Origin of the sequence: Amycolatopsis kentuckyensis, assembly GCF_002155975.1 — a bacterium.
Taxonomy (GTDB): Bacteria; Actinomycetota; Actinomycetes; order Mycobacteriales; family Pseudonocardiaceae; genus Amycolatopsis; species Amycolatopsis kentuckyensis.
This window is the reverse complement of record NZ_MUMI01000026.1, coordinates 1-26,009: the sequence shown is the minus strand read 5'-3', so window position 1 is coordinate 26,009 and position 26,009 is coordinate 1. Positions and strand designations below refer to the sequence as shown.

The window sequence follows — 26,009 nt, the reverse complement described above, 5'->3', positions numbered from 1 at the left end:
GACAAATCAAGCCCGGAAAGCCTTGAACCTGACGTGACGTCAGGTTTTACCGTCGAGGTGTGAGCGAACGCAGGTGGAGCATCGGCGAGCTGGCCAGGGCCGGCGGCGTCACGGTGCGCACGTTGCACCACTACGACCGGATCGGCCTGGTGTCACCGAGCGAACGGACGCCGGCCGGGCACCGGCGGTACCTCGAGGCGGACGTGCGCCGGCTCTACCGGGTCCGGACCCTGTGCGGGCTGGGGCTGTCCCTGGACGAGGTGGCCGTCGTCCTGCGGAACGCGACGGACGACCTCGGCGAGCTGCGTGGCCTGCTGACCGCGCAGCTCGCCGATCTGGAGGCCAGGGCCGCGCGCATCGAGGAGTCGGCCCAGCGGCTCCGGGGCCTGCTCGCCCGGCTGGCCGAGGAGGCCATGCCGGCTCCGGAGCAGTTCTTCGCCGCCCTGGAGCCGATGTCCGTCGACGCCGGCCGCTACCTGTCCCCCGCCCAGCTCGCGACGATCACCGAACGGGCCGCGCAGCTGGGCAGCGGCGCGATCGAGAGCCTGAAGACCGAGTGGCTCGACCTGTTCACCCGGCTTCGGCAGCACCTGCTCGACGGGACACCCGTCGACGATCCGGCCGTGCGGGAGCTGGTCGCCCGCTGGCGGGCGACGGCGGCCGCGTTCCACCCCGGCGACCGCCCGTTCGAGGCGGCGACCACGGCGCTGTGGGAGGACAACCGCGCCGGGCTGGGCCGGGAACTGGACGGGCGCCTCGGCTGGTCCGGGCCGGGCGGCGCCGCCGAAGTCGTCGACTACCTGCGCAAAGCCCGCGCCGCGGGCGACGAAGACGAAAAGGACGAGTGAATGGACGTCGACATCACCGGCTGGCTCCGGGAGAACCTGGTCCGCCTGCGGACGCTCGAGCCGGACGACGCCGCCAACGACGAGCTCGAGCCGTTGCGCGACATCGTCGGCGACGCTCGCGTGGTGGCCATCGGCGAGAGCACGCACCGGGTGCACGAGTTCTACCAGCTGCGCCACCTGGTGACCCGGTTCCTGGCCGAGGAGCTGGGCTTCACCGGGTTCGCGATGGAGTCCGGCTTCCCGGAAGGCTGGGCGGTCCACGACTGGGTGCTCGGCGGCGACGGCGACCTGGACCGGCTCCTGCACACCGGGATCACCTACCACATGGGCAAGTGCGCGGAGATGCGCGAGCAGCTGCGCTGGATGCGCGCGCACAACCGCACCCACGACCGCAAGATCCGCTTCTACGGCATGGACATCCCCGACTCCAGCGCGTCCGCCCGGCCCGGGGTCACGGCTGCCCTGGCGTTCCTGGACGACGCCGACCCGGCCTACGCCGCGGCGGCCCGCGAGCACCTGCTGCCGCTGTTCGACTACCTGCCGTCCGACCGGACCGGACTGGCTTGGGCCGCGCCCGCGATCCAGGCCTACCTGGCGCTCGGCGCCGCGCACCGCCACGAGCTGACCGCCCGGATCGGCGAGCTGACCGAACGCCTCCGCGCCCTGCGCGTCCCGTACTCCACTGTGGACGCCACGAGGGCCGACATCGCGTTGCAGTGCGCGGTGACCGCGAGGTACGCGGACGCCTTCCTGGCCGGCATGGCCGCCGCGCCGGGGCGCACCTACCGGGGCGCCAACGTCCGGGACGCGGCGATGGCCGACAACGTCGAGTGGATCCTCGCCCGGGAGGACCGCGTCGTCGTCGGGGCGGCCAACGGGCACCTGCAGCGCTGGCCGTACCGCGTGCCCCCGATCATCAACGACGAGCAGGTCATGCTCGGCCAGCACCTGGCCCGCTCGCTCGGCGACCGGATGGTGGTCATCGCGACCACCTACGACAGCGGCCGCGTGTTCGGTCACCGGCCGCTGCCCGACGGGCCGCCCGGCCACACCGAGGTGTTCTACGAGGACGTCGCCCCCGGCACCGACCCGGGCGATCTGGACGTCCTGCTCGCCAGTGCCGGTGAACCGCTCGCCCTGCTCGACCTGCGCGAAGTCCCCGGCGAGGGCGAGGTGGCCCGCCGCTTCGCCGAGATCGACGGCACCCGGCAGGGGCCCTACAAGCAGCTGGTGAACCCGCTCGCCGCGTTCGACGCCGTCGTGCACATCGACAAGATCACCCCCTGGCAGACCTTCATCGAAGCTCCGGGGCAGCGCGTCGGGAGGTAGGCGGATGCTGCACGCTCACGCGGAGTCCGTGGCCGCGCTGGGACGCGACTACGCGGATCTCGCCGAACGCCACCGGGCCGCGGCGGACGCCGGGACCGGGCCGTTCGGCGAGTGGATCTCACGGACCGCCGAACTGGCGGTGGCCGCCGAACGCCTGCTCGCCCGGGAAGTCGCCCTCGCCCGCGAAGCCGGCGTCACCTGGGTCGCCATCGCCGGCGCGCTCGGCGTCAGCAGGCAGGCCGCGTGGAAACGGTGGGCCGGGGTCAGACCTGGTGCGTGACGTGCCCGTCGAGGATCGTCGCCGTCACCGGGAGGGTGCGCAGGTCCGCCGGGGACAGCGTCGACGGGTCCGCCGCCGTCACCATGAGGTCCGCGACGTCGCCCACCGCCACTCCGCGCCGGCCGCCCGAGGACGCCGCCAGTGCGTCGGCGAACGGGATCGCCTGCTCCGGGTGCCACGGCGGGCGGTCGTCGTCCGTGCGGGAGATCGCCGACGCGATGCCGTCCCAGGGGTCCAGGGGCGCCACCGGCGCGTCCGAGCCGAACTCCAGGCGGGCACCCGACTCCAGCAGCGACCGGTACGGGAACGCCCGCTCGGTGCGCCCGTGCCAGTGGCGGTCCGCGACGTCGCGGTCGTCCGGCTGGTGCGCCGGCTGGACCGCCGCGATCACGCCCAGGGCGGCGAACCGGGGAACGTCGGAAGGGGACAGCAGCTGGGCGTGTTCGATGCGGCCGGGGCAGCCGACCTCCTCGAACGCGTCCAGCGCGATCGTGTTCGCCCGGTCGCCGATGGCGTGGACGGCCGGGAGCAGCCCGTGGTCGAACGCCCGCCGCAGCAACGGAACCAGTTCGCCGGGCGGCAGTTCCAGCAACCCCGGCGATTCGGCGCCGGGGTACGGGTCGTGGCAGTAGGCCGTGCGGGTGTTGAGGGAGCCGTCCACGAAGAGCTTGAACGGCCCGACCGTCAGCCGCCCGCCGGAGTCCGGCAGGACGTCGCCGGTGCGGTGGCCGCGCTCGATGGTCTGGTCCAGGAGGTGCTTCGCGACGACGCACGAGATGCGGGCGGCCGGGGCGCCGCGGCGGGTCCAGTCCGCCACCGTGTCCGCGTACTCGTAGTCGACGATCTGTGTGACGCCCCGCGCGGCCGCCGCGGCAACCGCTTCCGCCACCCACCGGTCCTGGACGTCGATCGCCGCCGTCGGCAGCTGGGCCGTCGCGCTCATGCAGTCGCCCTCGAGCAGGACGCCCGTCGGGTGGTCGCGGCCGATCAGCTTCAGCGCCGCCGGGCTCAGCCACAGCGTGTGCAGGTCCGCGCTGAACAACGCGACCGCGCGCCCGGGCAGCGCCCGCTGCAGCAGGTCCTTGTGCGGCTTGTCCGGCCAGAGCCCGTCGCGGAACCCGGCGCCCACGACGAGTTCCGTCTGCGGCGCCGGCGTCGCCAGCAGGTGCGCGAGCAGCAGCTCGATCGCCTCCCCCGCCGAGCGCGCCGCGTCGAGGGGGATGCGGCGGCGGAACGTCGCCCACTGCACCACGTGGACGTGCGCGTCGACCAGCCCCGGCAGCAGCGTCCCGCCGTGCCCGTCGACCACCCGCGCGGCGAACCCGCCGGAGCCCGACTCGGTGATCGAGGTGACCCGCCCGTCGTTGACCCGGACGTCGGCGAGCTCGCCACCGAGACCGGGCCGGACGCGGCGCAGCAGGAGATCATCCATGCGGACACCTTGCCAGCCGGACCCGTCCGGGTGAAGCCGCGCATGAAAGTGAAATGGCTCGGGTACCAGAGACGTTGTAAGAGATGGCAGCCGTCGCCCGCCGAAGGGTCAGGGCCGGTGAAGAGCGCCGCCTTCACAAGCCGCGCAGGGTTCGACTCCCTCGGTTGCCACGCGATTCTCGGGGCGAGGCCGGTGCGCGGAAAGCGCGCGCCGGCCTCGCCTCGCGGTGTTTCCCGGGGGGTCGAACCCCCGGACGCCCGCCAGGGGCAAGCCCCCTGGCGGGGTCCCGTTGGGTGGTCAGCCCACCGGCATGTCCCGCCGCCGCAAGGCGAACAGGCCGGCCGCGCCCGCCGCCGCCGCGATCGCCGCCAGCCAGAGCGCCGGTGTCACCGAGAACGTGCCGCCCGGCAGGCGCGGCAGGTGCTGGAACGGCGAAATCCCCAGCACCACCGAACTCCACCGCAACGCCGTCCCCACCAGCGACAACAACAGGAACCCCGCCAGCAGCCCCCACGCCGCCGCCGCGAAGCGCGGGAGGAAGCCGATCAGCAGCACCGCCAGCCCCGTCAGGACCCAGACCGCCGGCAGCTGGGCCAGCGCCGCCGGGACCAGCCCGAAGCCGCTGCCGTACGCCGCCCCGGTCGCCCAGCCGGTCACCGCCAGCACCAACGCCGGCCCGAAGACCGCGAACGTCAGGTGGGCCAGTGCCCAGCCGACGCGCCCGACCGCCGTCGCCAGGACCGGTTCCGCGCGGCCCGCCGCCTCTTCCGCCCGCAGCTTCAGCGTCGCCTGCACCGCACAACCCGCCGCCGCCAAGCCGAACAGCGTGATCGTCCCCGCCAGGTACGCGTCCAGCACCGCACCACCGCCGCCCATGCGGGAGAACACGTCCGCGACCGCCCGGTTGTCCCGCATCATGTCCGCGACGTTCTGCGCGACCCCGCCCATCAGCAGCCCGACGAGCCCCAGGCAGACGGTCCAGACCAGCAGCGTCCCCCGCTGCAGCCGCCAGGCCAGGGCCAGCGGCGAGCGCAGCGACGCCTTCGCGCCGGAACGCCCGAGCCGCGCCGGCAGCAGGGCCGCGCCGAGGTCACGACGAGCGGACAACGCCACGGCCGCCACCACGAACACTCCCGTCGCGAGGACGCCCAACCCGAGCACCCACCACTGTTCGCCCGCGAACGGCCGCAGCCGGTGCGCCCAGCCGATCGGCGACAGCCACGCGAGCCAGCCCGCCGAGCCGCTGCCGTCCCCCGCCGCGCGCAGCAGGAACGCCAGCACCAGCGCTCCGATGCCGAAGCCCCGCGCCCCGCTCGCACCCCACGTCAGCTGCGCCGCGACCGCGCCGACCCCGGCGAACACCCAGCCGGCCGAGGTGAAACCGAGACCGAGCGCGAGCGCGCCGGCGAACGGAACGCCCTGCGCGGCGACGCCGAAGGCGGCCAGCAGGCCGAACACCAGGCACGCACCGCAGGTGGCGAGCACCGCGGCGGCCAGCCCCGCGTGCCGGCCGACGACGGTGGCACCGGTGAGCTCGCGACGTCCCGCTTCCTCCTCGGTCCGGGTGTGCCGGACCACGGTGAGCAGCGCGATCAGGCCCACGACCACCGGGACGAACCCGCACTGCCAGGCCAGGAGGTTCCCCGGCGAAGAGCCGTACAAGGGGCCGTTGCGCACCACGAACGTCGCGCTCGACGCGTTGAGGTCGTAGAAGTGCCGACGTGCCGCGGCATCGGGGTACGCCGCCTTGATCGACGACAGGTAGCCCACCGGCGCGAGCGCGAGACCGGCGATCCACAACGGCATGAGCAGGCGGTCGCGGCGCAGCACCAGCCGCAGCAGCGCCCAGGTCCCGGTCATCGGGCCGCTCCGACCGGCTCGTCCTGCCGGTAGTGGCGCAGGAACAGCTCTTCGAGTGTCGGCGGGCGGCTCACCAGGCTCCGCAGCCCCGCCCCGGCGAGGTGCCGCATCACGTCGTCCAGCGACGCCGGGTCGACGGACAGGTGGACGTGCGAGCCGTAGGTGCTCAGGTCGTGCACGCCGGACAGCGCCGCCAGGTCCGCCGGCACCTGCGCGAGCGAGGCGTCGATGGTGATCCGGCCCAGGTGCCGCAGCTCGTCCAGGGTGCCCGACTCGACCGTGCGGCCGGCCCGGATGATCGTGACGCGGTCGCACAGCGCCTCGACCTCGGAGAGGATGTGCGAGGACAGCAGCACCGTCCGGTCGCCGCGTTCGCGTTCTTCCGCGACGATCTCCCGGAACACCTCCTCCATGAGCGGGTCGAGCCCGGACGTCGGTTCGTCGAGGACCAGCAGCTCCACATCGGACGCCAGCGCGGCGACGAGCGCGACCTTCTGCCGGTTGCCCTTCGAGTACGCCCGGCCCTTCTTGCGCGGGTCGAGGTCGAAGCGCTCGATCAGCTCCGCGCGGCGAGCGGTGTCGAGGCCGCCGCGCAGCCGTCCGAGCAGGTCGATGACCTCGCCGCCGGTGAGGTTCGGCCAGAGCGTGACGTCGCCCGGGACGTAGGCGAGCCGCCGGTGCAGCTCGGTGGCGTCGGTCCAGGGGTCGCCGCCGAGCAGGGTGGCGCGGCCGCCGTCGGCGCGCATCAGCCCCAGCAGGACGCGGATCGTCGTGGTCTTGCCGGCGCCGTTGGGCCCGAGGAAGCCGTGCACCTCGCCGGTGTGGACGGTCAGGTCGAGCCCGTCGAGGGCTCGTGTCCGGCCGAACGCCTTGGTGAGGCCGTCGGCGGTGATCGCGTCGGCCATCGTCATTCCTTCCGTGGGTACGCGGCCAGCGATTCACTGGCCTTCTTCAGGGCTTCGGGGGTGGCGAGCGGATGGGTGAACAGGAACCCGGCGGCGAGCGACATGCGCAGCATCGCTTCGTGGGTGCCGGGTTCCTCGCCGAGCGCGCGGGCGACGTGGTCCTGCAGGATCATCATTCCGCCGGTCATGGCGGCGAGTGCGGCCGCGCAGGCCCGCGGGTCCGGCATCGCCGGGCCCTGGTCGCGGAGGTAGCGCTCGGTGCCGTCGACGATCTCGGTGAACTGCGCGGCCGCGGCCGCGGAGCCGTCGACCATCGCCCGGCCCATGTAGCGGCGGAAGAGCAGCTGGCGGGCGTCGAAGGTGGGGAGGAATTCCGCGTTCGCGGCGCCCTTCGCGAGCACCTCTTCCTTGAACTTCAGCAGCTCGTCGTAGACGTAGGTGTCGCAGGCCTCGCGCAGGCCGTCCTTGGAGCCGAAGTGGTGGCGGATCAGGCCGCCGGAGACGCCGGCTTCCTTGGCGATGTCCAGGATCGACGTCTTCTCCATGCCGCGCTCGGTGAAGAGCCGGATGGCGGCGTCGCGGATCCGGGCCCGTGCGGTGAGGTCTTCGGCGTTCATCGGCAGTCCTATACGTGCATGTAGTCGACTACACGAGAATATAGTCCGCTACTCGCACATATAGCAAGGCGTCGGTTTCACGCGAAGGCGGCGCTTTCGGTGACGGCCTAACCGGGCAGCGCATTACTCCATTTGGCTCGCAACCAATTGCGGTCTATGGGCTAACTGTCTGATTGCTGCCGAAGATCCCAGCCTGTGTACTGCTCGGTACGCACATCTTCACGAAGGGTCGTTTCAGTGGAACAGCACAGATCGCGCTGGAGACGGCGGGCCGGGATCACCATCCTCGCCACCGCTCTCGGCGCCTCCGTCCTCGGCGTGGCCGTCCCGGTGGCCTCCGCCCAGCAGGCCCCGCCGACCAACGGCGCGGCCGACGGCAAGACCCTCGACGAGCACGACCGCGCGCTCGTCGCCGAAGCCGAGAAGGCCGGGAAGCCCGACGTCACCCTGCTGATCGCCGCGGAAAAGGGCCAGACCGGCACCGCCGTGAACGAGCTCAAGGCCCTCGGCGGCGTCGTCCAGTCCACCGACACCAAGCTCGACTACGTCAAGGTCAGCATCCCGCCGGCCAAGGCCGAGAAGGCCGCGAAGCTCAAGTCGGTCAACGCGGTCGACGTCGACGGGCTCATCGTGCGCGACGACCCGAAGCCCGACGGCGCGACCACCCCGCTGCCGCAGCCGGCCCCGGGCAAGAACACCCCGCGCGTCAACCCGTACCTGCCGACCGGGGACACCTACGCCGCGCAGTTCGGCCAGGTCCTGCCCAACTGGGACGGCAAGGACACCACGGTCGCGGTGCTCGACTCCGGCGTCGACCTCGACTCCCCCGCACTGGCCACCACCAGCCACGGCGAACGCAAGATCGTCGACTGGTACAACGCCAACGCCACCAACTCCGGCGACGGCACCTGGGTCAAGCAGTCCACCCAGACCTACACCGGCACCTTCACGTCGAACGGCCGCACCTGGACGGCCCCGGCGACCGGTGGCCCGTACACGTTCGGCCTCTTCGGCGAGACCGCGGGCGACCTGGGCGCCGCGGACAGCGAGACCGGCGGTGACATCAACCGCGACGGCGACCGCGCCGACTCCTTCGGCGTGCTGCTCGACCCCGCCGCCAAGGAGGTCCGGGTCGACCTCAACGGCAACGGTGACTTCACCGACGAGAAGCCGATGACCGACTACAACAAGAAGTACGACGTCGGCTTCTTCGGCACCGACAACCCGGCGACCGACATCGCCGAGCGGATGGCCTTCGTGGTCCAGACCGACAAGCCGGGCTTCGTCGGCATCGGCATCGCCGGCGCGGAGCACGGCTCGCACGTCGCCGGCATCGCCGCGGGCAACGACCTGTTCGGCGGCAAGATGGACGGTGCCGCCCCCGGTGCGAAGGTGCTCGCGGTCAAGGTGTGCCTCACCAGCGCCGGCTGCACCTCCTCCGGCCTGATCGACGGTGTCGTCTACGCCGCCAGCCACGGCGCCGACGTCATCAACATCTCGATCGGCGGCCTGCCGGCCCTCAACGACGGCAACAACGCCCGTGCGGAGCTCTACAACCGCACGATCGCCGAGTACAACGTCCAGATCTTCATCTCGGCCGGCAACAGCGGCGCCGGGGCGAACACGGTCGGCGACCCGTCGGTGGCCACGGACGCGATCTCGGTCGGCTCGTACATCACCAAGGAGACCTGGCTGTCGAACTACGGTTCGGTCACCAAGAACCCCGAGTCGATGCACCCGTTCTCCTCGCGCGGCCCGCGTGAGGACGGCGGCTTCAAGCCGGACATCATCGCGCCCGGCGCGGCCATCGCCACCGTTCCGCGGTGGGAGCAGCCGAGCCCGGTGGCCGGCACGTACACCCTGCCGGCCGGTTACGCGATGCTGCAGGGCACTTCGATGGCGGCGCCGCAGGCGACCGGCGCGGCGGCCCTGCTGGTGAGCGCGTACAAGGCGACCCACAACGGCCAGCGGCCGCCGGTGGCGCAGCTGCGGGCGGCGATCAAGTCGACCGCGCGGTTCGTGCCGGGCATCGGCGCGTACGCCCAGGGCGCGGGTCTGTTCAACGTCCCGGCCGCGTTCGTCGCGCTTTCGCTCAACCCGAAGCCGGACACGGTTTCGACGTCGGTCGAGGTGCACACCGCGCTGTCGGGCCTGCTGGCCAAGCCGAACACGGGCGTGGGCATCCACGACCGCGAAGGCGTGACCGTCGGCAAGGCCTACACCCGGACGTACACGATCACCCGCACCACGGGTTCGGCGCACCCGGTGCCGTACTTCGTGCGGTGGGTCGGCAACGACGGCACGTTCGCCTCCGGCTCCACGGTGGTCCTGCCGCTGAACACGCCGGTCAAGTTCGACGTCAAGGTCAACCCGAAGGGCACCGGGGTCCACTCGGCCCTGCTGTACCTGGACAACCCGCTGACCATCGGCATCGACGTGCAGACCCTCAACACGGTCTTCGCGCCGCAGGAGTTCGTCGCCGGCAAGGGTTTCCAGGTCGACAACTCGGGCAAGGCCGCCCGCAACCAGGCGACCAGCTACTTCGTGCGGGTGCCGCAGGGCGCCAGCGCGCTGAAGGTGGACCTGGACGCCGGTGCCGGCGCCCCGGGCAAGGGCCAGGTGCGGTTCCTGCGGTACGACCCGACCGGTGTCCCGGCCGAGGCCAGCACCGCGACGACCGCGTGCTACCTGCCCGACGCGGGTGCGGGCTGCGCCGGCGGCACGCCGACCAGCCGGACCATCGCCAACCCGCTCCCGGGCGTGTGGGAGATCGTCGTCGAGGCGCGCCGGACGTCCGATGTGGACGAAGCGCCGTACAAGCTGTCGGCCGCGGTGCTGGGCACGGCGATCTCGCCGAACCCGGACGTCATCGCGTCCGCCACGCTGAACACGCCGATCTCGCGGTCCTACACGGTGCAGAACACGCTCGGCGCGTTCACCGGCAAGCTCAACGGGGCGACGCTGGGCAGCGCGAAGACGCAGCGGCCGTCGATCGCCGAGGGCGTGCAGCAGCAGTACCAGATCCCGGTGACGGCGGGCTCGCAGTCGCTGACCGTCACGATCGGCAAGACGTCCGACGTCGGCGCCGACCTCGACCTGGTGCTGTACAACTGCACGACCGGATCCTGCGTGCAGGCGGCGGTGAGCGCGGACGGTGACTCCGAGGAGTCGGTGACCGTGCCCAACCCGGCGGCGGGCACGTGGGTCGCGCTGGTGGACGGCTACGCGGTGCCGGCCGGCACCACGGAGTACGACTACCTCGACGTGTTCACCAACCCGGCCTTCGGGTCGGTCACGGTGAACGACGCCAACGCCCTGCGCGCGTCGGGCAGCTCGTGGACCGTGCCGGCCACGGTGACCGCCACGGCCGCCCCGGCCGCGGGCCGCACCCTGCGCGGTCAGCTGGCCGTGCAGACCGACACCGGCGTCACGGTCGGCACCTCGCTGGTGCAGATCAACGCGGTGAGCTAGTCCGCAGGTCCGTGGAGGCCGTCCCGGGGATCCCCGGGGCGGCCTTCACGCTTCCTGAGCCCGGGTGACGAAGGGCGCCGGATCCGCCAGGACGCGGTGGATGACCCGGCCGGCCGCGCCGAGGGTGGCCGCGTCTCCGCCCAGCCGGGACGCCGTCAGCACCGGAGGCGTGCCGCGCAGGCCGCCCAGGCGCTTCGCCAGCACCTCGGACACCGGCCCGGACAACCACGGGTACAGCTGCGTGAACACCCCGCCGAGCACGATGCGGTCGAGGTCCAGCAGGTTCACCGCCGACGTCAGGGCGATGCCGAGGGCACGCCCGGCCGCCGCGCACGCCGCCAGCGCCGTCTCGTCGCCGCCCTCGAGAGCGGCCAGCAACGACGGCACCGAGGCGGCCTTTCCCGCCGTCAGCAAGGCTTCCTGCCCGGCGTAGGTCTCCAGGCAGCCGCTGCCGCCGCAGCGGCACGGCGCGCCCTCCGGAGCGACGACCACGTGCCCGAGCTCGCCGGCCAGGCCCGTCGCGCCGGAGTAGAGCACGCCGTTCACGACCAGCCCCGCGCCGATGCCGATTTCGCCGGAGACGTAGAGGAAGTCGGGTTCGCCGTCGCCGTACCAGAGCTCGCCGAGCGCCGCGAGGTTCGCTTCGTTGTCCAGCTCGACCGGGACCGGCAGGCGCAGCAGGTCGGCCGGGCGGACGTCCTGCCAGCCGAGGTTGGGGGCGCTGAACAGCACGCCGTCGCCGACCGGGCCGGACACCGCCAGCACCGCGCCCGCCGCCTCCAGCCCCAGCCGGTGCGCCTCGGCGAGTGCCTCCGCCGCCAGGTCCTGCAGCTCTCCCAGGACCTTCTTCGGCCGGGAGCCGCGGTTGTCGCGGTCGCGGCGGGCGGCCACCCGGACCTCGCCGGTGAGGTCGAGCACGCGCACCGCGAGGTAGTCGACGTTGACCTCCAGGCCCAGTGACGCCACGCGCGCCCCGCTGAGCACGAGTGCCACGCCCGGCCGGCCGCGTTCGCCCGCCCGCGCGGGGCCGGTCTCGGCGAGCAGGCCCGCGTCCACCAGGTCGCCGACCAGTTTCGAGACGGTCGACTTGGTCAGGCCGGTGACCTCGGCGAGCGCGGCCCGGGTGAGCGGGCCACCGCGGCCGACCGCGCCGAGCACGACCTCGAGGTTGCGGGCGCGCATCTCTTCGTGCCGCACGGCCTGCGTCATCGTGTCCCTCCTCCGAAGCACTCTAACCGGGCCTCTTGACGCCGGGGACCGCCGCGGCGCATATTTAGTCTACAACGTGAACTAAATGAAGGGACAGTCATGAGCGACTTCGCTCCCCAGCCGGCCGACAAGTTCACCTTCGGCCTCTGGACCGTGGGCTGGCCCGCCGCCGACCCGTTCGGGGTCGCCACGCGGCCGCCGCTGGACCCGGTGGAGAGCGTGCACCGGCTGGCGGAGCTGGGCGCCTACGGCGTGACCTTCCACGACGACGACCTGCTGGCCACCGAGCCGGACCGCGACAAGGCGATCGAGCGTTTCCGCAAGGCGCTGGCCGAGACCGGCCTCAAGGTGCCGATGGCGACGACGAACCTGTTCACCCACCCGGTGTTCAAGGACGGCGGCCTGACCAGCAACGACCGCGACGTCCGCCGGTACGCGCTGCGGAAGGTGCGCCGCAACCTCGACCTGGCGGCCGAGCTGGGCGCGCAGACGTACGTCGTCTGGGGCGGCCGCGAAGGCGCCGAGTCCGACGCCGCGAAGGACGTCCGCGCGGCGCTGGACCGCTACAAGGAGGGCCTGGACCTGCTCGCGGACTACGTCGTCGAGCAGGGTTACTCGCTGCGGTTCGCGCTGGAGCCCAAGCCGAACGAGCCGCGCGGTGACATCCTGCTGCCGACCATCGGGCACGCGCTGGGCTTCATCTCCCAGCTCGCGCGGTCGGAGATGTTCGGCCTCAACCCCGAGGTCGGGCACGAGCAGATGGCCGGGCTGAACTTCGTGCACGGCATCTCGCAGGCGCTGTGGCAGGGCAAGCTGTTCCACATCGACCTCAACGGCCAGCACGGCCCGAAGTACGACCAGGACCTGATCTTCGGCCACGGCGACCTGAAGAGCGCGTTCTTCCTGGTCGACCTGCTGGAGAACGGCGGCTACGACGGCCCCCGCCACTTCGACTACAAGCCGATGCGCACCGAGGACGCCGAAGACGTGTGGGTGTCCGCCGCGGCGAACATGCGGACGTACCTGATCCTCAAGGAGAAGTCGGCCGCGTTCCGGGCCGACCCCGAGGTCGCGGAGGCCCTGGCAGCTTCGCGGGTCCCGGACCTCTCGACGCCGACGCTGGCGCCGGGCGAGACGTTCGACGACGTCCTGAACGACGAGTTCGACCTCGACGCGGCCGCCGCGCGCGGCTACCACTTCACCCGGCTCAACCAGCTCGCCCTGGAGCACCTGCTCGGCGTGCGCTGACCGGCCGCTACGCCGCGGGAAGCACTCCCGCGGCGTAGCGGATCGCGCCCAGCAGGAGCGCGCGGAAAGCCGGGTCGGCGTACGACTCGCCCGGGTGACCGAGCCCGGTGTAGAACGCCCGGCCGCGGCCCTGCGGGTGACACCAGGTGATGGGGTGGTCCACCCCCATCCCGCCACCGGTGTAGCTGGACTCGTCCAGCGTCTGCAGCACGTGCACCCGGCCACGCGGGTTGGCGCGGAAGTCGTACAGCTCGTCGGTCCGGGTCCACACCGGCGGCAGGTGGGCGGTCGCCGGGTGCGTGCCGTCTTCGGTCACGACCCGGGCCCGCTGGATCTCCGGGTGGGTCTTGAACCGGGCCCCCACCAGCTGTCCGTACCACGGCCAGTCGTACCCCGTGTCGGCTGCGGCGTGGACGCCGACGTAGCCGCCGCCACCCTCCACATAGGATTCGAACGCCGCCTGCTGCGCCGCGTCCATGACCTCACCGCTGGTGGACAGGAACACCACCGCGTCGCAGGAGGCCGTGACCGCCGACGCGTCCTCGGTCGCCGTGACGTCGAACCCGTGCGCCGAACCGAGCTCCCGGATCGCCCGGATTCCCGCCGGGATCGAGTCGTGCCGGTACCCGGCCGTCTTGGAGAACACCAGCACCCGCACGGGGAACCTCCTCACTTGGTCGGAACGGCGGCCGCCAGCAGGAAGTCCTTGACCTCCGTGGCGTGGATCTTCTCGCGCGCGAACGCCGGGTCCGAGCACAGCAGCACCGGCCCGTCCCCGGGCGAGTCCGGAAGGCGGCCGTGGCTGCCGCGGACCGGCGCCGGGTCCAGCGGCACGACCTGCATCGAGTACCGCAGGCCGAGCTTCTTGCGGGCCAGCGCGGCCGCCGCCTTCAGCTTGGCCCGCGGGTCCTTCGGGTCGAAGAACAGCTCGGCCGGGTCGTAGCCGGGCTTGCGGTGGATCTCGACGGTCTTCGCGAAGTCCGGCGCGCGGTCGTCGCTCAGCCAGTAGTAGTAGGTGAACCAACTGTCCGGCTCGGCGATCGCGACCAGTTCACCGGCCCGTTCGTGGTCGATGCCCAGCCCGGCCTGGCCGGCGCGATCCAGCACGGCGTCCACTCCGGGCAGTCCGGCGACGATGTCCCGCACCCGCGGGACGTCCGCCGGATCGGCGACGTAGACGTGCGCGACCTGGTGGTCGGCGACCGCGAACGCCCGGGACGTCCACGGGTCCAGGTACTCCATGCCCGCCTGGACGTACACGGCGAGCAGGCCTTCGCGGCGCAGCGCCCGGTTGACGTCGACCGGCCGGCGGGCGTTCGTGATGCCGTACTCCGACAACGCGACGACGGTGTGCCCGCCCGCGGCCGCGAAGTCCAGCAGGGGCCGCAAAGCCGTGTCGATCTCCCGCGCGGCGGCCGCCGCCTCGGGGGCGTCCGGGCCGAAGCGCTGCAGGTCGTAGTCCAGGTGCGGGAGGTAGACCAGCGTCGTGTCCGGCTTGTCCTGCGCCAGCACCTGCTGTGCGGCCGCGATGATCCACTTCGACGACGTGATCGAGGCCGTCGGGCCCCAGTAGGTGAACAGCGGGAACTCGCCGAGGGCGCCGACCAGCCGGTCGTGCAGCCGGGGCGGGTGGGTGTAGCAGTCCGGGGACTTCTTGCCGTCGGCGTGGTAGATCGGCCGCGGGGTCACCGTGAGGTCGGTGTCCGCGCCCATCGCGTACCACCAGCAGACGTTCGCGACCCGGTGGCCGGGTTGCGCGCGGCGGGCGGCGTCCCAGAACTTGTCCCCCTGCACCAGCTTGTTGTGCTGGCGCCACAGGAACACCTCGCCGAGTTCGCGGAAGTACCAGCCGTTGCCGACGATCCCGTGCCCGGCCGGGGTGAGCCCGGTGAGGAACGTCGACTGCACCGAGCAGGTGACCGCGGGGAACACCGTGCCGAGCTCGGCGGTGAAGCCCGGTTCGGCCATCTTGCGCAGGTTCGGCATGTGCGGGAGCAGCCGCGGCGTGAGCCCGACGACGTCGAGGACGAGCAAACTCATGCGGACACCTCTTCCAGGCCCAGGGTGGTCAGTTGCCGCCGGGTCCAGTCCAGCTCGGCCGCGATGCCCGCGACCAGCCCGGCGTCGTCGGCGGGTGCGTCCGGGAGCACCTGCCAGGTGTAGGTCTCGACTTCGACGTGGTCGGTGCGCGCGGCCGCGCCGCCGAACAGCTCGTGCAGGGTGCCCGCCAGCACCGGCCGGGTCGACGTCAGCGGCGGCGCCGGCTCGGCGTGCAGCGGGACGTGGAAGTGCACCCGCCACGGCGCCCGGCCCGGGAGGCCGCCGGCCAGCGCGAGATCGAGGTCGTCGGCTCCGGGTGGGGCTCCTTCGGTGCTCTGGTGCAGGAATCGCGGCTCCACAAAGGAGGCCAACGCGGCCCGCGTGGCGGGATCGGCGGGATCCGGGGCTTCCAGCGCGGCCGACGCCTGCAGCTTGACGACGGCCAGCCCGGCGGCTTCGAGCCGGCCCAGCGCGGCGGCCGGGTCCTCGAAGCCCACCGCGAGGTGGCAGGTGTCGAGGCAGACACCCAGTCGCTCATTGTCCACTTCGGACAGGAGGGACGCGGCCTGCGCGGTGGTCTCGATGATGCAGCCGGGCTCCGGCTCGAACGCCACCCGCACCGGCCGGTCCTGCGCGGCCAGTCCCCTGGCGAGGACGTCCAGCTGCCCGTCGTCGCCCCGCCAGTCCGTGCGCCAGCCGAGCGGCAGGGTCGACACGCTGCCGCGCACCGCGTCGTCCGGCATCAGCTCGGCCAGCAGCCGCGCGAGGTCCAGGGTGTACCGCGTGCGCTCGGGTGCCGACCAGTCCGGCCGGTACACCTTGTGCTTGACGACCGGGTCGTGGAAGCCCTGGTAGGGGAACCCGTTGAAGGTGACGGCCTCCAGGCCGCGGGCGGCCAGCTCACGCTTGAGGCGGGCCACCGCGGCCGGGTCGCCGGCCAGCTCGGAGGCCACCGGCCGGGCCAGCCAGAGGCCGAGCCCGAGCCGGTCCACGCCGAGGCGCTCGCGGACCGGCTCGCCGAAACGGGCCAGCTGGGCGAGCACGCCGTCGAGGTCTTCGGCCTGGTGGACGTTGGTGCAGTAGGCGAGGTGGACCAGCGTGCCGTCGCGGTGCCGGAACCTCACTTGCGCGCCCCGCGCAGGATCGAGTTGCCCGCGAACTCGGCTTCCGAAGAGACCCCTTCCAGGGAAAGCCGCCCGCTCCGGCCGTAGAACTCCACCGGATTGCGCCACAGCACCCGGTCGACGTCGTCCTCGGTGAACCCGGCGGCCAGCATCGCGTCGCCGGTCTTGCGGGTCTTGAGCGGGTCGCTCTTGCCCCAGTCGGCGGCCGAGTTCACCAGCACGCGCTCGGTGCCGTACTCGCGCAGGATCGCGACCATCCGGTCCTCGTCCATCTTCGTGTCCGGGTAGATCGAGAAGCCCAGCCAGCAGCCGGATTCCTTGACCATCGCGACGGTCACCTCGTTGAGGTGGTCGAGCACCACGCGGTCCGGCGCGATCCCCGACTCGCGGACGACGGCGATGCTCCGCTCGGTCCCGGCCGCCTTGTCGCGGTGCGGGGTGTGGACGAGCGCCGGGAGGTCGTGGGCGACGGCCAGGGCGAGCTGCGCGGCGAAGGCCTTGTCCTCCTCCGCGGTCATCGAGTCGTAACCGATCTCGCCGACCGCGACCACGCCGTCCTTCTCCAGGTACCGCGGCAGCAGTTCGAGCACCGGGGCGCAGCGCGGGTCGTTGGCCTCCTTGGGGTTGAGCGCGATCGTGCAGTGGTGGGCGATGCCGAACTGGCTCGCGCGGAACGGTTCCCAGCCGACCAGTGCGTCGAAGTAGTCGGTGAAGCTGCCGACGTTCGTGCGCGGCTGGCCCAGCCAGAACGCCGGTTCGACCAGTGCCCGGACGCCGGCGGCGTGCATGGCCGCGTAGTCGTCGGTGGTCCGGGAGCTCATGTGGATGTGGGGATCGAAGATGCGCATCAGCCGTCCTGTTCGTTCAGCAGGGTGCGGAGATCGGCGGGGACTTCGCGGCCCGCCGCGGTGCGTTCGGCGGCGAAGGACCGCAGCATGCGCAGCAGTTCTTCGTCGGTCCGGCGGTCCAGGCCGGCCACGTCTTCCAGGGGGATGCCCATGAAGACGCACTTGAGGACGCCGTGGCGGTACGCGGGCGCGTCGAGGTGGGTGGCGGCGTACTCGCCCATCGCCGCGGTCACCAGGCGGGTGTCGTTGGTGCGGAGGGCGTCCGCGACCAGCTCGACCCCGGCTTCGCCGGTGTCCACAACGGACAGCCCGTGCAGGACCGCCCGCTTCTCCGCCGCGTCGCCGTAGCGGTAGAGATCGGGCAGTTCCGCCGCGGCGCCGGGGGCCGCTTCCAGGAGCCGGACGCGGGCGACGTCGTCGACCGTCCGGCCGGGGACGTCCGACGGTCCCCGGCCGACCCGGCGGCCGACGGCGGGGAACACCGTGCGCAGCGCCGTCGCGTCGGCCGCCACCTTGGTCAGGGCATCGTCGAGCCAGGCGTTCACGGCGTCGCCGCCTTCCGCAGGAACGCCAGGGACTCGCGGGCGATCCGCGGGGCCGCGTGGCTGTCCCGCGGCAGTTCGACGGCCACGAGCCCGGAGTACGGCGCCAGGGCCGCCAGTACCGGCGGGAAGTCGATCTCGCCCTGCCCGAACTCCAGGTGCTCGTGCGTGCCGCGGCGCATGTCGTCGATCTGGACGTTCACCAGCCGCGGCAGGGCACGGCGGACGCAGTCGGGCACGGACGCGGACTCGTTGCACCGGCAGTGCCCGATGTCCAGCGTCAACCCGAACCGGTCCGGGTCGCCGAGTCTCTCCGCCAGTGCGAAGTACCCGTCGAGGTCCTCGACGAGCATCCCGGGCTCGGGTTCGAAACCGAGCCGGACGTCGTGCTCGTCGGCGGCCTCGACCACCTCCGCGCAGCCGTCGGCCAGGTACGCCCAGGCGTCCTCGGGGGCGAGGTCCGCGGGTTTGTTGCCGCTCCAGAAGGACACCGCCTCCGCCCCGAGGTCGGCCGCGATCCGCACCGCCCGGGTCAGGAACTCCACGCGGCGCGTGCGGTCGGGGTCGAGGAACGTCGGCGAGTGCTTGCGCCACGGGTCCAGCAGGAACCGGGCACCGGTCTCGATCACGACCGCGAGGCCGAGGGAATCCAGGTCCGCGGCGACGTCGGCGACGCGCCGGGCGAGGTCCGGCCCGAACGGGTCCAGGTGCTGGTGGTCGAGGGTGAGCGCGACGCCGTCGTAGCCGAGGTCGGCCAGCACGCGCAGGGCGTCGGAGAGCCGGTGGTTGGCGAAGCCGTTGGTGCCGTACCCGAACCTCATGTCGGCGACACCTTCCGGCCCAGCGCCCGCGCGACCGGGAAGGCGGCGGCCACGGCGAGTGCCGAGCGCCACGCGCCGGTCCGCGCGATCAGCCCGGCCTGCAGCGGGATCATCCCGTGGATCCCGGCCCCGACCGCCCGCCGGATCTTGCGCGCGGCCGGGTCGCGGACGGCGTCGTACTGCGGCCCGCCGGTGGTCACGGCGTACGTCCCGAGCAGCGCCGTGGACAGCAGGCCGCCCCGGACGGCGGCGACGCCCACCCCGGCCGTCGCGGCCAGGGTGACCACGGGCAGCACGGGCTTCGCACCGTCCACTTCGGACCTTGACAGCGTTGTCACGGCGTAGGTGTGCGCGCCGACGGTCAGCGCCGCGGGCAAGGCGGGTCTCCTCCCGCCCGCGCCGAGCAGGACGTCGAGGGTGCGGGCCGCGGCCATCGCGGCCGGACCGAGCACGGTGTTCTTGAGCGCGAAGTCGTAGGCCCACACGGTCGCGGCCAGCGGCAGGGCGACGCGCAGGGCCCGCCGTCCGCCGGCGGCCGCGGCGATGGCCAGCCCACCGGCGGTCAGCCCGGTGGCGACGCCGAGCGCCGTCCCCGGCGTGACCCGGCCCGAGGGGATCGGCCGTTCGGGACGTTCGACGGCGTCGAGGTCGCGGTCGGCGTAGTCGTTGAGCGCCATGCCCGCCCAGTAGAGGCAGACCGAAGCGCCGGTCAGGGCGAGCGTGCGGCGGCCGAACGGCCAGCCCGACGCGGCGGCCCCGGCGACGGCGTCGCCCGGCACGGTCAGCGCGGCGGGCGCCCGGACGAGTTCGGCCAGGGCCTTCACCGGTGCGCCCACTCACGCAGCACCGCGTACTGCGACGCCAGGTCGGGCGGGCCGTCGCCGACCGGGTCCTTGAAGAAGAAGCCGAACTCGGCGACCGGCCCGGCGACGCCGTCGCGGCACGCCTTGCCGGTCAGCCGGGCGAGGTCGAGCACCAGCGGCGCGGCGAGCGCCGAGTCGCAGCCCTGCCAGGTGAGCTGCAGCGTCATGCGCGCGCCGAGGAAGCCTTCGAACAGCACGTGGTCCCAGGCGGTCTTCCAGTCGCCGAGGGCCGGCACGTAGTCGATGTGCACCTCGCCGTCGACCGGGTGGCCGAGGTTCTGGTCCAGCACCTGCCGCTTCGAGGCGTTCTTGCTCGACGCGGCCGCGGGATCGGCCAGCGTGGCGCCGTCGCCGCCGCCGAGCAGGTTCGTGCCCGACCAGGCCAGGACGTTCAGCCCGCGCTGGGCGAACATCGGCGCGAGCACCGACCGCAGCAGCGTCTCGCCGGTCTTGCCGTCCCGGCCCGCGTACGGCTGCCCGGTGGCGCGGGCGAGTTCGTCGAGGGCGGGCAGCCGCGCACCGGTGGACGGAGTGAAGTCGACAAAGCCACAACCCGCGCGGAAGGCGGCGTAGGCGTAGAGCGCGCTCGGCGGCAGCGTTTCCAGCTCGTCGTCGAGGGCGGCCAGGGAAGCGTGCGCCGGGTGCGGTGGACACGGCGGTTCGGTGGAGGCGACGTTGAGGACGACGACGTGGTCGAGCTCCTGCCGGAATTCGGCCAGGTCGGCGGTCACCTGCTCGATCGCCGCGCGGCCACCTTCGGACGGCGCCGGCCGCAGCCGGGCCTCGGCCGCGTCCAGCTCGGCCGCGACGGCGCCGGGCAGGGCGGGCGGCAGCACGCCGGCGGCCACCAGGTGTTCGGCCCGCTTGACCAGCGGCGTGTCGACGACGTCGTGTCCCCCGAAGACCAGGTCCCCCAGGCCGGGCAGCGCGGCCCCGGCGAAGTCCGGCAGGTCGGTCACGCAGCCGGTGCGCGCGGCGAGTCCCGCCCGCAGCGCGGCGGCCCCGGCGACGGCGGTGGTGGCCACCGAGCCGCGCGCCCCGATCAGCCAGACACCGAGCTTCCCCATGGTTCCTCCAGTTCCCCGGTCCAGCCCGCACCGGTCAGGCGCGGGTCCACACAGCGAGATCACGCGCCGGCCATGGCTCCGGCCGGCGCGGCGGTACTGGGTTTCCTTGAGCGACAAGAACTTCACGGCCGACGCCGTCAGCCCCCATTGGCACGATACCGGGAGAAACGCCCATACCGGCCTGCCTGCGCGGACAACCTGGCGGACAGAGCGCGGCCATCCGGCGACTCCGTCAGGCCGAGGCGGTCCCGCGGAAGCGGACAGAGCGCCGCCATCCGGCGGCTCTCAGGCCGAGGCGGTCCCGCGGAAACTCAGCGCCCCGAGCGCCGACACGAGCGGAGCCAGCTCCGGCCGCGTCTCCGCTTCCTCCAGCGCCTCCGCCAGCGCCGTGTCGTGCGTCGGGCGCGCCGCCGTCAGCAACGCCTGCCCCGCCGGCGTCACCTCCGTGTAGATCCCGCGGCGGTCGTCCGCGCACAGGTACCGCGCCAGCAGGCCCCGGCCCTCCAGCCGCGCCACCAGCCGCGTCGTCGCGGACTGGCTGAGGACCACCGCGTTCGCCAGCTGGTTCATCCGCAGGTGGAAGCCGTCCTGGCGGGCCAGGACGTCCAGGACCGTGTACTCGCTCACCGACAGCTCGTGGTCGCGCTCGAGCGCCCGTTGCAGCCGGTCTTCGATCCGCGCGTGGAGCGCGGCCAGCGTCCGCCAGCCTTGCGCGCGCGCTTCGACGGCGTCGTCGTCCAGTGACACGGTTCACCTCTTCCCGGCTTGCGCGGACCGCCCGACAAGTCGCAAGCTTGTGCAATATCCCGCGTGTGCAACTATCTCGGACGCTTGTAGTTGCCCACGCTCCTCAGCCTACTCCGGGAAGAAGGAAGTTCCATGCCCGCCGCTCTGCTCGCACTGGCGATCAGCGCTTTCGGGATCGGCACCACCGAGTTCGTGATCATGGGCCTGCTGCCCGAGGTCGCGGCCGATTTCGGCGTCTCGATCCCGTCCGCAGGCCTGCTCATCTCCGGCTATGCGCTCGGCGTCGTCGTCGGTGCTCCCGTGCTCACCGCGCTGGCCTCACGGGTGCCGCGCAAGACCGTGCTCGTCGCCCTGATGGGCCTGTTCATCGCGGGCAACGTGCTTTCGGCGCTCGCTCCGGGCTACGGCCTGCTGATGACCGGCCGGGTCGTCGCCGCGTTGAGCCACGGCGCGTTCTTCGGCGTCGGCTCGGTCGTCGCCGCGTCGCTGGTCGCCCCGGCCAAGCAGGCCGGCGCGATCGCCTTGATGTTCACCGGGCTGACCGTGGCGAACGTGCTCGGCGTACCCGCGGGCACCGCGCTCGGCCAGGCCTTCGGCTGGCGCTCGACGTTCTGGGTGGTCAGCGCGCTCGGCGTCGTCGGCGCGATCGGCATCCTCACGCTGGTGCCGCACCAGGACCCCGAGCCGGGGGCCGGCCTGCGCGGCGAGCTCGCCGTGTTCCGCCGCCCGCAGGTGTGGCTCGCACTGGTGATGACCGCGCTCGGCTTCGCCGGGGTGTTCGCGTCGTTCACCTACATCGCCCCGATGATGACCGAGGTCGCGGGCTTCTCCGGCGGCGCCGTCACCTGGCTGCTCGTGCTCTTCGGTGCCGGCCTGTTCGCCGGCAACCTGCTCGGCGGCAAGGCCGCGGACCGCAAGCTGATGCCCAGCCTCTACGTCATCCTCACCGCCTTGGCGCTCGTGCTGGTGGCGTTCGTGTTCACCGCGCACGCGAAGGTGCCCGCGGCGATCACGATCGCGCTGTTCGGCGCGGCCGGCTTCGCCACCGTGCCGCCGCTGCAGGCCCGTGTGCTGGCCAAGGCCGAGGGCGCCCCGGCGCTGGCGTCGGCGGCGAACATCGCCGCGTTCAACCTCGGCAACGCCGGTGGCGCGTGGCTCGGCGGCCAGGCCATCGGCGCCGGCCTCGGCTACACCGCCCCCAACTGGATCGGCGCCGGGCTCGCCGCGGCGGGCCTCGCCGTGGCGCTCGTCTCCGGACTGCTCGACCGCAGGACCCCGGCTAGTTTCGAAGCCGGGGAACGGGTACTCGCCCGATGAACCACCCACCGAAAGGACCCCTCGTGACCAGCGTGCCCGTCATCGAACTCAACAACGGCGTGCGGATGCCGCAACTCGGCTACGGCGTGTTCCAGGTCCCGGACGACGAGACCGCCACCGCCGTCAAAACCGCCCTCGAAGCGGGCTACCGCAGCATCGACACCGCGGCCGTCTACGGCAACGAAAAGGGTGTCGGCCAGGCGATCGCCGAGTCCGGCATCGCCCGCGACGAGCTGTTCGTCACCACCAAGCTGTGGAATTCGGCCCAGGGCTACGACTCGACGCTCAAGGCGTTCGACGAAAGCATGGCCAAGCTCGGCCTGGAGCAGCTGGACCTCTACCTGATCCACTGGCCGACCCCGGCGCGCGGCAAGTTCCTCGACACCTGGAAGGCCTTCGAGAAGCTGTACACCGACGGCCGGGTCCGCGCGATCGGCGTCTCCAACTTCCAGCCCGCGCACCTCGAGCGCCTGCTCGACGCCGCCGAGATCGCCCCCGCGGTCAACCAGGTGGAGCTGCACCCGTACCTGCAGCAGCCCGAGCTGCGCGAGTTCGACGCGAAGCAGGGCATCGCGACCGAGGCGTGGAGCCCGCTCGCCAAGGGCGGCAGCCTGCTCGGCGACCCCGCGGTCGCGGAACTCGCGGTGAAGCACAGCCGCACGCCCGCGCAGATCGTGCTGCGCTGGCACCTGCAGCTGGGCAACGTGGTGATCCCGAAGTCGGTCACGCCGTCCCGGATCGAGGAGAACTTCGACCTGTTCGGGTTCACCCTCACGGAGGAGGAAATGGCGTCGCTGACCCCGCTGGACCGCGGCGAGCGCACCGGCCCGGACCCGGACACCTTCAACGCCGCCTGATCCGGCAAGGCCGCCTTGAGGGACGCGAAGTCCCTCAAGGCGGCCTTCACGGCGCCGTGGTCACCGCGTGACGGCCCACAGCTCCCAGGTCCAGGTGGTGGGCCGGCACTCGAACCGCACGAACCCGCCGGTCTGCACGTACCACTGACCGTCCGAATAGCAGTCGTACTCGTAGGCCGCCGGGTAGCTCCACTGGTACTTCATGATCTGGCTGTCCCCCGCGCTGGCGGGCGGCGCGAACACGACCGTGGACGCCAACGCGCCCATGACGGCGGCGGCCGCCGCGATCTTCTTCTTCACTTGTCTGTCCCCCTGGATCTCGCTGAACACGTGCGGGGACAAACAATCATGAAACGGGCACGCTTGTCAGCCGAACGGGTCAATTCCGCTCACTGCTTGCGGGCGACCCCGCCCAGCGTCAGGAAGTTCAGCTCGCCCAGCGGGTGCAGCCGCGGGCCGTCCGGCCACCATTCGTGCAGGTAGACCAGCCCCGGCCGGAGCAGCTCGGTGCCCTCGAAGAACCCGGCGATCTGCTCGCGCGTGCGGTGGACGCTGCCCAGCCCGGTGCCCTGGAAACTGGTTTCCAGCAGCCGCGCCAGCTCCTGGCGCGGGGAGTCCTCTTCCGGGTCGAAGTGGTGCGTGAGCAGCAGGAACGATCCGGGTGCGAGAGCGTCGACGTAGGCGGAGACGATCGACCTCGCGCGGTCGTAGTCGTCGATGTGGTGCACGATCGAGGTGAGGATCAGCGCCACCGGCCGGGTGAAGTCGAGGTACTCCTTGACGACCTCGTCGGCGAGGGTTTCGGCGGGCCGCGTCAGGTCGGCGCCGGTCACGTGGGTCAGGTAGTTCTCCTCGAGCAGCGCCCGGCCGTGCACCTGCACGACCGGGTCGTTGTCGACGTACACCACCTGCGCGTCCGGGTTGTACCGCTGCGCCACCTCGTGGGTGTTTTCCGCGGTGGGCATGCCGGAACCCAGGTCGAGGAACTGGTCGATGCCGCGTTTGCCGGCCAGGAACCGCACCGCGCGCACCAGCCAGTCGCGGTGCTCCTTCGCCATCGCCTTGGCGCCGGGCGCGATGGCCAGCAGCCGCCGCATCGCTTCGCGGTCCACCTCGTAGTGGTCGTGCCCGCCGAGGAGCGCGTCGGACAACCGGGCCAGGCTCGCCTTGCTGAAATCGAGGGCGGCCGCACCGCCCTCGGTTCCGGACCGCAGGTCGCCAGGCGTCATCGGCTGCTCTCCCACTCTGCGCGTGGTGGCGACACCCCTGCCCGGGTTCGCTCACCGTGTCCGGCAACGGACAGTGCTCAGGTTACGACATGGGGTTCACCAAGTGAACCGGGCACAAGGGCCTTACCTGCCAGGCACAACTACCCGGAACACGTTCCCGCCACGCCTTTCCCCCATCCGTGGTCCGGCACCCGGCGGAGCGTCCGGCCGCCCGCCGCCGGCGAGACCTCGCTACCCGAAACGCACCTCTCCCCACGTCTTTCCCCCGTCCGTGGTGCGGTACACCGCAGAGCCACCGAAAGCGTCCGGCTGCCCGTCGACGACGACGCCCGTGCCCCGGCCGGGGAAGTCGAGATCGGTCAGCGCGAAGCCCCGGTCCGGCAGCTCGAGCGTCGTCCACGTGCGGCCGCCGTCGGCGGTGCTGTGCAGGAACCCGACGCCGCCGCCCACGGCCGCGATCGTCGCCGACGTCGGCGAGGCCGCCGCGAAGCCCTGGTTGATGCCGGTGAACGGCGCCGCGTCTTCTCCGCTGAACCGGGCGCCGAGCTGCGGTGCGTGGCGCAACTGCCGTTCCATCGAGCCCGGCTGCGGCGAGCCGGGGCTGCCGCTGCACAACGCCGCGACCCGGCGCTCGCGGACGGCCGAGAGCGAGGCCACCTCCCCTTCCGGGCACGGCGGATCCGCCGGGGTGAACCGGACGCCGTCGCGGGAGGTCCAGTACTGCTCGGTGCCGTAGTCCGCGCCGAGCGCGACCTGCAGGCCGCCGCCGACGGCCAGGTCGCCGTAGGTGAGGCCGCCGGTGACCGCGAACCCGGGCACCGGGACCAGCACCGGCGAGCCGGCGGCCCCCGAGTACAGCCGGGTCGAGCCCCGGCCCTCGCCGTAGCCGGTCAGCAGGGCGAAGACGCGGCCGCCGGTTTCGGCGATCTTCGAGAGGTAGTACGGCTCCCGCGCCCCGGCCAGGGTGACCGGCTGCCAGGTGGTGCCGCCGTCGCGGGTCGCGCGCACGTGGACGCCGTCGCTGACGTACGCGACGCGGTCGCCGAAGAACCGCAGCGCGACGTGGTTGTGGTTGTCCGGCAGCGGCATCGGCGGCGCGCCCAGCCGCCGCCAGTGCCGCCCGGCGTCGGTCGTGCCCAGCAGCGCCGGGCACCACGTCTTCGCGCACGGCGAGTACCCCAGGACGTACCCGGTGTCCGGGCCGGTCCAGCTCGTCGACGCGGGCTGGAAGCCGGACGGGACCACGGGTTCCGCTGTGGCAGGAGCAGCGAACGCGGCCAGGAGGCCGATGACGGAGACCAACAGCGCACAGCGCCGGGGAATTCTCATGATCACCTGACGCCCCGCGCGGGGCG

General features: G+C 72.6%; 24 protein-coding genes. 7 read left to right on the top strand and 17 right to left on the bottom strand.

The window, feature by feature from the left end:
• Positions 1 to 59 precede the first annotated feature (59 nt).
• From CCN39_RS02955 to CCN39_RS02945, 3 genes are read left to right on the top strand one after another with little or no spacing between them, the layout of a single operon-like run.
• Positions 60 to 848, top strand: coding sequence for a MerR family transcriptional regulator (locus CCN39_RS02955; protein WP_086838266.1), 789 nt, complete (start codon positions 60 to 62; stop codon positions 846 to 848).
• Positions 849 to 2,177, top strand: a complete 1,329-nt coding sequence (locus tag CCN39_RS02950; protein WP_086838265.1) for an erythromycin esterase family protein — start codon at positions 849 to 851, stop codon at positions 2,175 to 2,177. It begins immediately after the preceding gene.
• A gap of 4 nt (positions 2,178 to 2,181) precedes the next feature.
• Positions 2,182 to 2,457 (top strand): hypothetical protein, encoded by a 276-nt coding sequence (locus CCN39_RS02945; RefSeq protein WP_086838264.1) that lies wholly within the window; start codon positions 2,182 to 2,184, stop codon positions 2,455 to 2,457.
• Here the strand turns inward: CCN39_RS02945 and CCN39_RS02940 are convergent.
• The 4 genes from CCN39_RS02940 to CCN39_RS02925 form a co-directional block, all read right to left on the bottom strand.
• Positions 2,441 to 3,889 carry an amidohydrolase gene (locus CCN39_RS02940; protein WP_086838263.1) on the bottom strand — a complete coding sequence of 483 codons (1,449 nt, stop codon included), beginning with the start codon at positions 3,887 to 3,889 and terminating at the stop codon, positions 2,441 to 2,443. The two genes, CCN39_RS02945 and CCN39_RS02940, sit on opposite strands and share 17 nt — an antisense overlap.
• Before the next feature lie 297 nt (positions 3,890 to 4,186).
• Positions 4,187 to 5,749, bottom strand: coding sequence for an ABC transporter permease (locus CCN39_RS02935; RefSeq protein ID WP_086838262.1), 1,563 nt, complete (start codon positions 5,747 to 5,749; stop codon positions 4,187 to 4,189).
• Positions 5,746 to 6,654, bottom strand: a complete 909-nt coding sequence (locus CCN39_RS02930; RefSeq protein ID WP_167454961.1) for an ABC transporter ATP-binding protein — start codon at positions 6,652 to 6,654, stop codon at positions 5,746 to 5,748. Before CCN39_RS02930 ends, CCN39_RS02935 begins: the two co-directional genes overlap by 4 nt.
• 2 nt (positions 6,655 to 6,656) lie before the next feature.
• Positions 6,657 to 7,271 (bottom strand): TetR family transcriptional regulator, encoded by a 615-nt coding sequence (locus CCN39_RS02925; RefSeq protein ID WP_086838260.1) that lies wholly within the window; start codon positions 7,269 to 7,271, stop codon positions 6,657 to 6,659.
• Between the two features lie 237 nt (positions 7,272 to 7,508).
• On the opposite strand from CCN39_RS02925, the gene CCN39_RS02920 reads away from it, so the two are divergent.
• The gene (locus tag CCN39_RS02920; protein ID WP_086838259.1) at positions 7,509 to 10,742 is read left to right on the top strand and encodes a S8 family serine peptidase; all 3,234 of its coding nucleotides are present in this window, start codon (positions 7,509 to 7,511) and stop codon (positions 10,740 to 10,742) included.
• 45 nt (positions 10,743 to 10,787) lie between these two features.
• Here CCN39_RS02920 and CCN39_RS02915 read toward each other — a convergent pair whose 3' ends face one another.
• Positions 10,788 to 11,951 (bottom strand): ROK family transcriptional regulator, encoded by a 1,164-nt coding sequence (locus CCN39_RS02915; protein ID WP_086838258.1) that lies wholly within the window; start codon positions 11,949 to 11,951, stop codon positions 10,788 to 10,790.
• Between the two features lie 99 nt (positions 11,952 to 12,050).
• Between CCN39_RS02915 and xylA the strand changes: the two genes are divergently transcribed.
• Entirely contained in the window at positions 12,051 to 13,199 is a 1,149-nt protein-coding gene (gene xylA / locus CCN39_RS02910) for a xylose isomerase (RefSeq protein WP_086838257.1), read from the top strand.
• A gap of 7 nt (positions 13,200 to 13,206) precedes the next feature.
• On the opposite strand, the gene CCN39_RS02905 is transcribed toward xylA, so the two are convergent.
• From CCN39_RS02905 to CCN39_RS02865, 9 genes are all read right to left on the bottom strand, one after another.
• Positions 13,207 to 13,857: a ThuA domain-containing protein gene (locus tag CCN39_RS02905; RefSeq protein WP_086838256.1), complete on the bottom strand. Its 651-nt coding sequence runs from the start codon at positions 13,855 to 13,857 to the stop codon at positions 13,207 to 13,209.
• 11 nt (positions 13,858 to 13,868) lie between these two features.
• The gene (locus CCN39_RS02900; RefSeq protein ID WP_086838255.1) at positions 13,869 to 15,239 is read right to left on the bottom strand and encodes an alkaline phosphatase family protein; all 1,371 of its coding nucleotides are present in this window, start codon (positions 15,237 to 15,239) and stop codon (positions 13,869 to 13,871) included.
• Positions 15,236 to 16,363, bottom strand: a complete 1,128-nt coding sequence (gene eboE, locus CCN39_RS02895; protein WP_086838254.1) for a metabolite traffic protein EboE — start codon at positions 16,361 to 16,363, stop codon at positions 15,236 to 15,238. Before eboE ends, CCN39_RS02900 begins: the two co-directional genes overlap by 4 nt.
• Positions 16,360 to 17,211: a TatD family hydrolase gene (locus CCN39_RS02890; RefSeq protein ID WP_086838253.1), complete on the bottom strand. Its 852-nt coding sequence runs from the start codon at positions 17,209 to 17,211 to the stop codon at positions 16,360 to 16,362. The genes eboE and CCN39_RS02890 overlap by 4 nt, the downstream gene beginning before the upstream one ends.
• A complete protein-coding gene (locus CCN39_RS52745; RefSeq protein ID WP_086838252.1) occupies positions 17,211 to 17,756 on the bottom strand; it encodes an EboA domain-containing protein in 546 nt (181 codons plus the stop codon). Before CCN39_RS52745 ends, CCN39_RS02890 begins: the two co-directional genes overlap by 1 nt.
• A complete protein-coding gene (locus tag CCN39_RS52740) occupies positions 17,753 to 18,574 on the bottom strand; it encodes a TIM barrel protein (protein ID WP_086838251.1) in 822 nt (273 codons plus the stop codon). Before CCN39_RS52740 ends, CCN39_RS52745 begins: the two co-directional genes overlap by 4 nt.
• The gene (locus tag CCN39_RS02875; protein WP_086838250.1) at positions 18,571 to 19,410 is read right to left on the bottom strand and encodes an SCO3242 family prenyltransferase; all 840 of its coding nucleotides are present in this window, start codon (positions 19,408 to 19,410) and stop codon (positions 18,571 to 18,573) included. The genes CCN39_RS52740 and CCN39_RS02875 overlap by 4 nt, the downstream gene beginning before the upstream one ends.
• Entirely contained in the window at positions 19,395 to 20,504 is a 1,110-nt protein-coding gene (locus CCN39_RS02870; RefSeq protein WP_086838249.1) for an inositol-3-phosphate synthase, read from the bottom strand. The genes CCN39_RS02875 and CCN39_RS02870 overlap by 16 nt, the downstream gene beginning before the upstream one ends.
• Positions 20,505 to 20,789: 285 nt before the next feature.
• Positions 20,790 to 21,251, bottom strand: a complete 462-nt coding sequence (locus tag CCN39_RS02865) for a MarR family winged helix-turn-helix transcriptional regulator (RefSeq protein WP_086838248.1) — start codon at positions 21,249 to 21,251, stop codon at positions 20,790 to 20,792.
• 132 nt (positions 21,252 to 21,383) lie between these two features.
• Between CCN39_RS02865 and CCN39_RS02860 the strand changes: the two genes are divergently transcribed.
• Both CCN39_RS02860 and CCN39_RS02855 read left to right on the top strand, forming a co-directional pair.
• Positions 21,384 to 22,568: an MFS transporter gene (locus CCN39_RS02860; RefSeq protein WP_086838247.1), complete on the top strand. Its 1,185-nt coding sequence runs from the start codon at positions 21,384 to 21,386 to the stop codon at positions 22,566 to 22,568.
• Positions 22,569 to 22,591: 23 nt separating this feature from the next.
• The gene (locus tag CCN39_RS02855; RefSeq protein WP_086838246.1) at positions 22,592 to 23,425 is read left to right on the top strand and encodes an aldo/keto reductase; all 834 of its coding nucleotides are present in this window, start codon (positions 22,592 to 22,594) and stop codon (positions 23,423 to 23,425) included.
• A 60-nt stretch (positions 23,426 to 23,485) separates the two neighbouring features.
• Here CCN39_RS02855 and CCN39_RS02850 read toward each other — a convergent pair whose 3' ends face one another.
• The 3 genes from CCN39_RS02850 to CCN39_RS02840 form a co-directional block, all read right to left on the bottom strand.
• On the bottom strand, positions 23,486 to 23,725 hold the full coding sequence (locus CCN39_RS02850; protein ID WP_086838245.1) for a hypothetical protein: 240 nt from the start codon (positions 23,723 to 23,725) through the stop codon (positions 23,486 to 23,488).
• An 89-nt stretch (positions 23,726 to 23,814) separates the two neighbouring features.
• Complete coding sequence (locus CCN39_RS02845; protein ID WP_086838244.1) at positions 23,815 to 24,654, bottom strand: SAM-dependent methyltransferase; 840 nt, start codon at positions 24,652 to 24,654, stop codon at positions 23,815 to 23,817.
• 231 nt (positions 24,655 to 24,885) lie between these two features.
• Positions 24,886 to 25,983, bottom strand: a complete 1,098-nt coding sequence (locus CCN39_RS02840) for a sialidase family protein (RefSeq protein WP_434781079.1) — start codon at positions 25,981 to 25,983, stop codon at positions 24,886 to 24,888.
• Between the last annotated feature and the right edge of the window lie 26 nt (positions 25,984 to 26,009).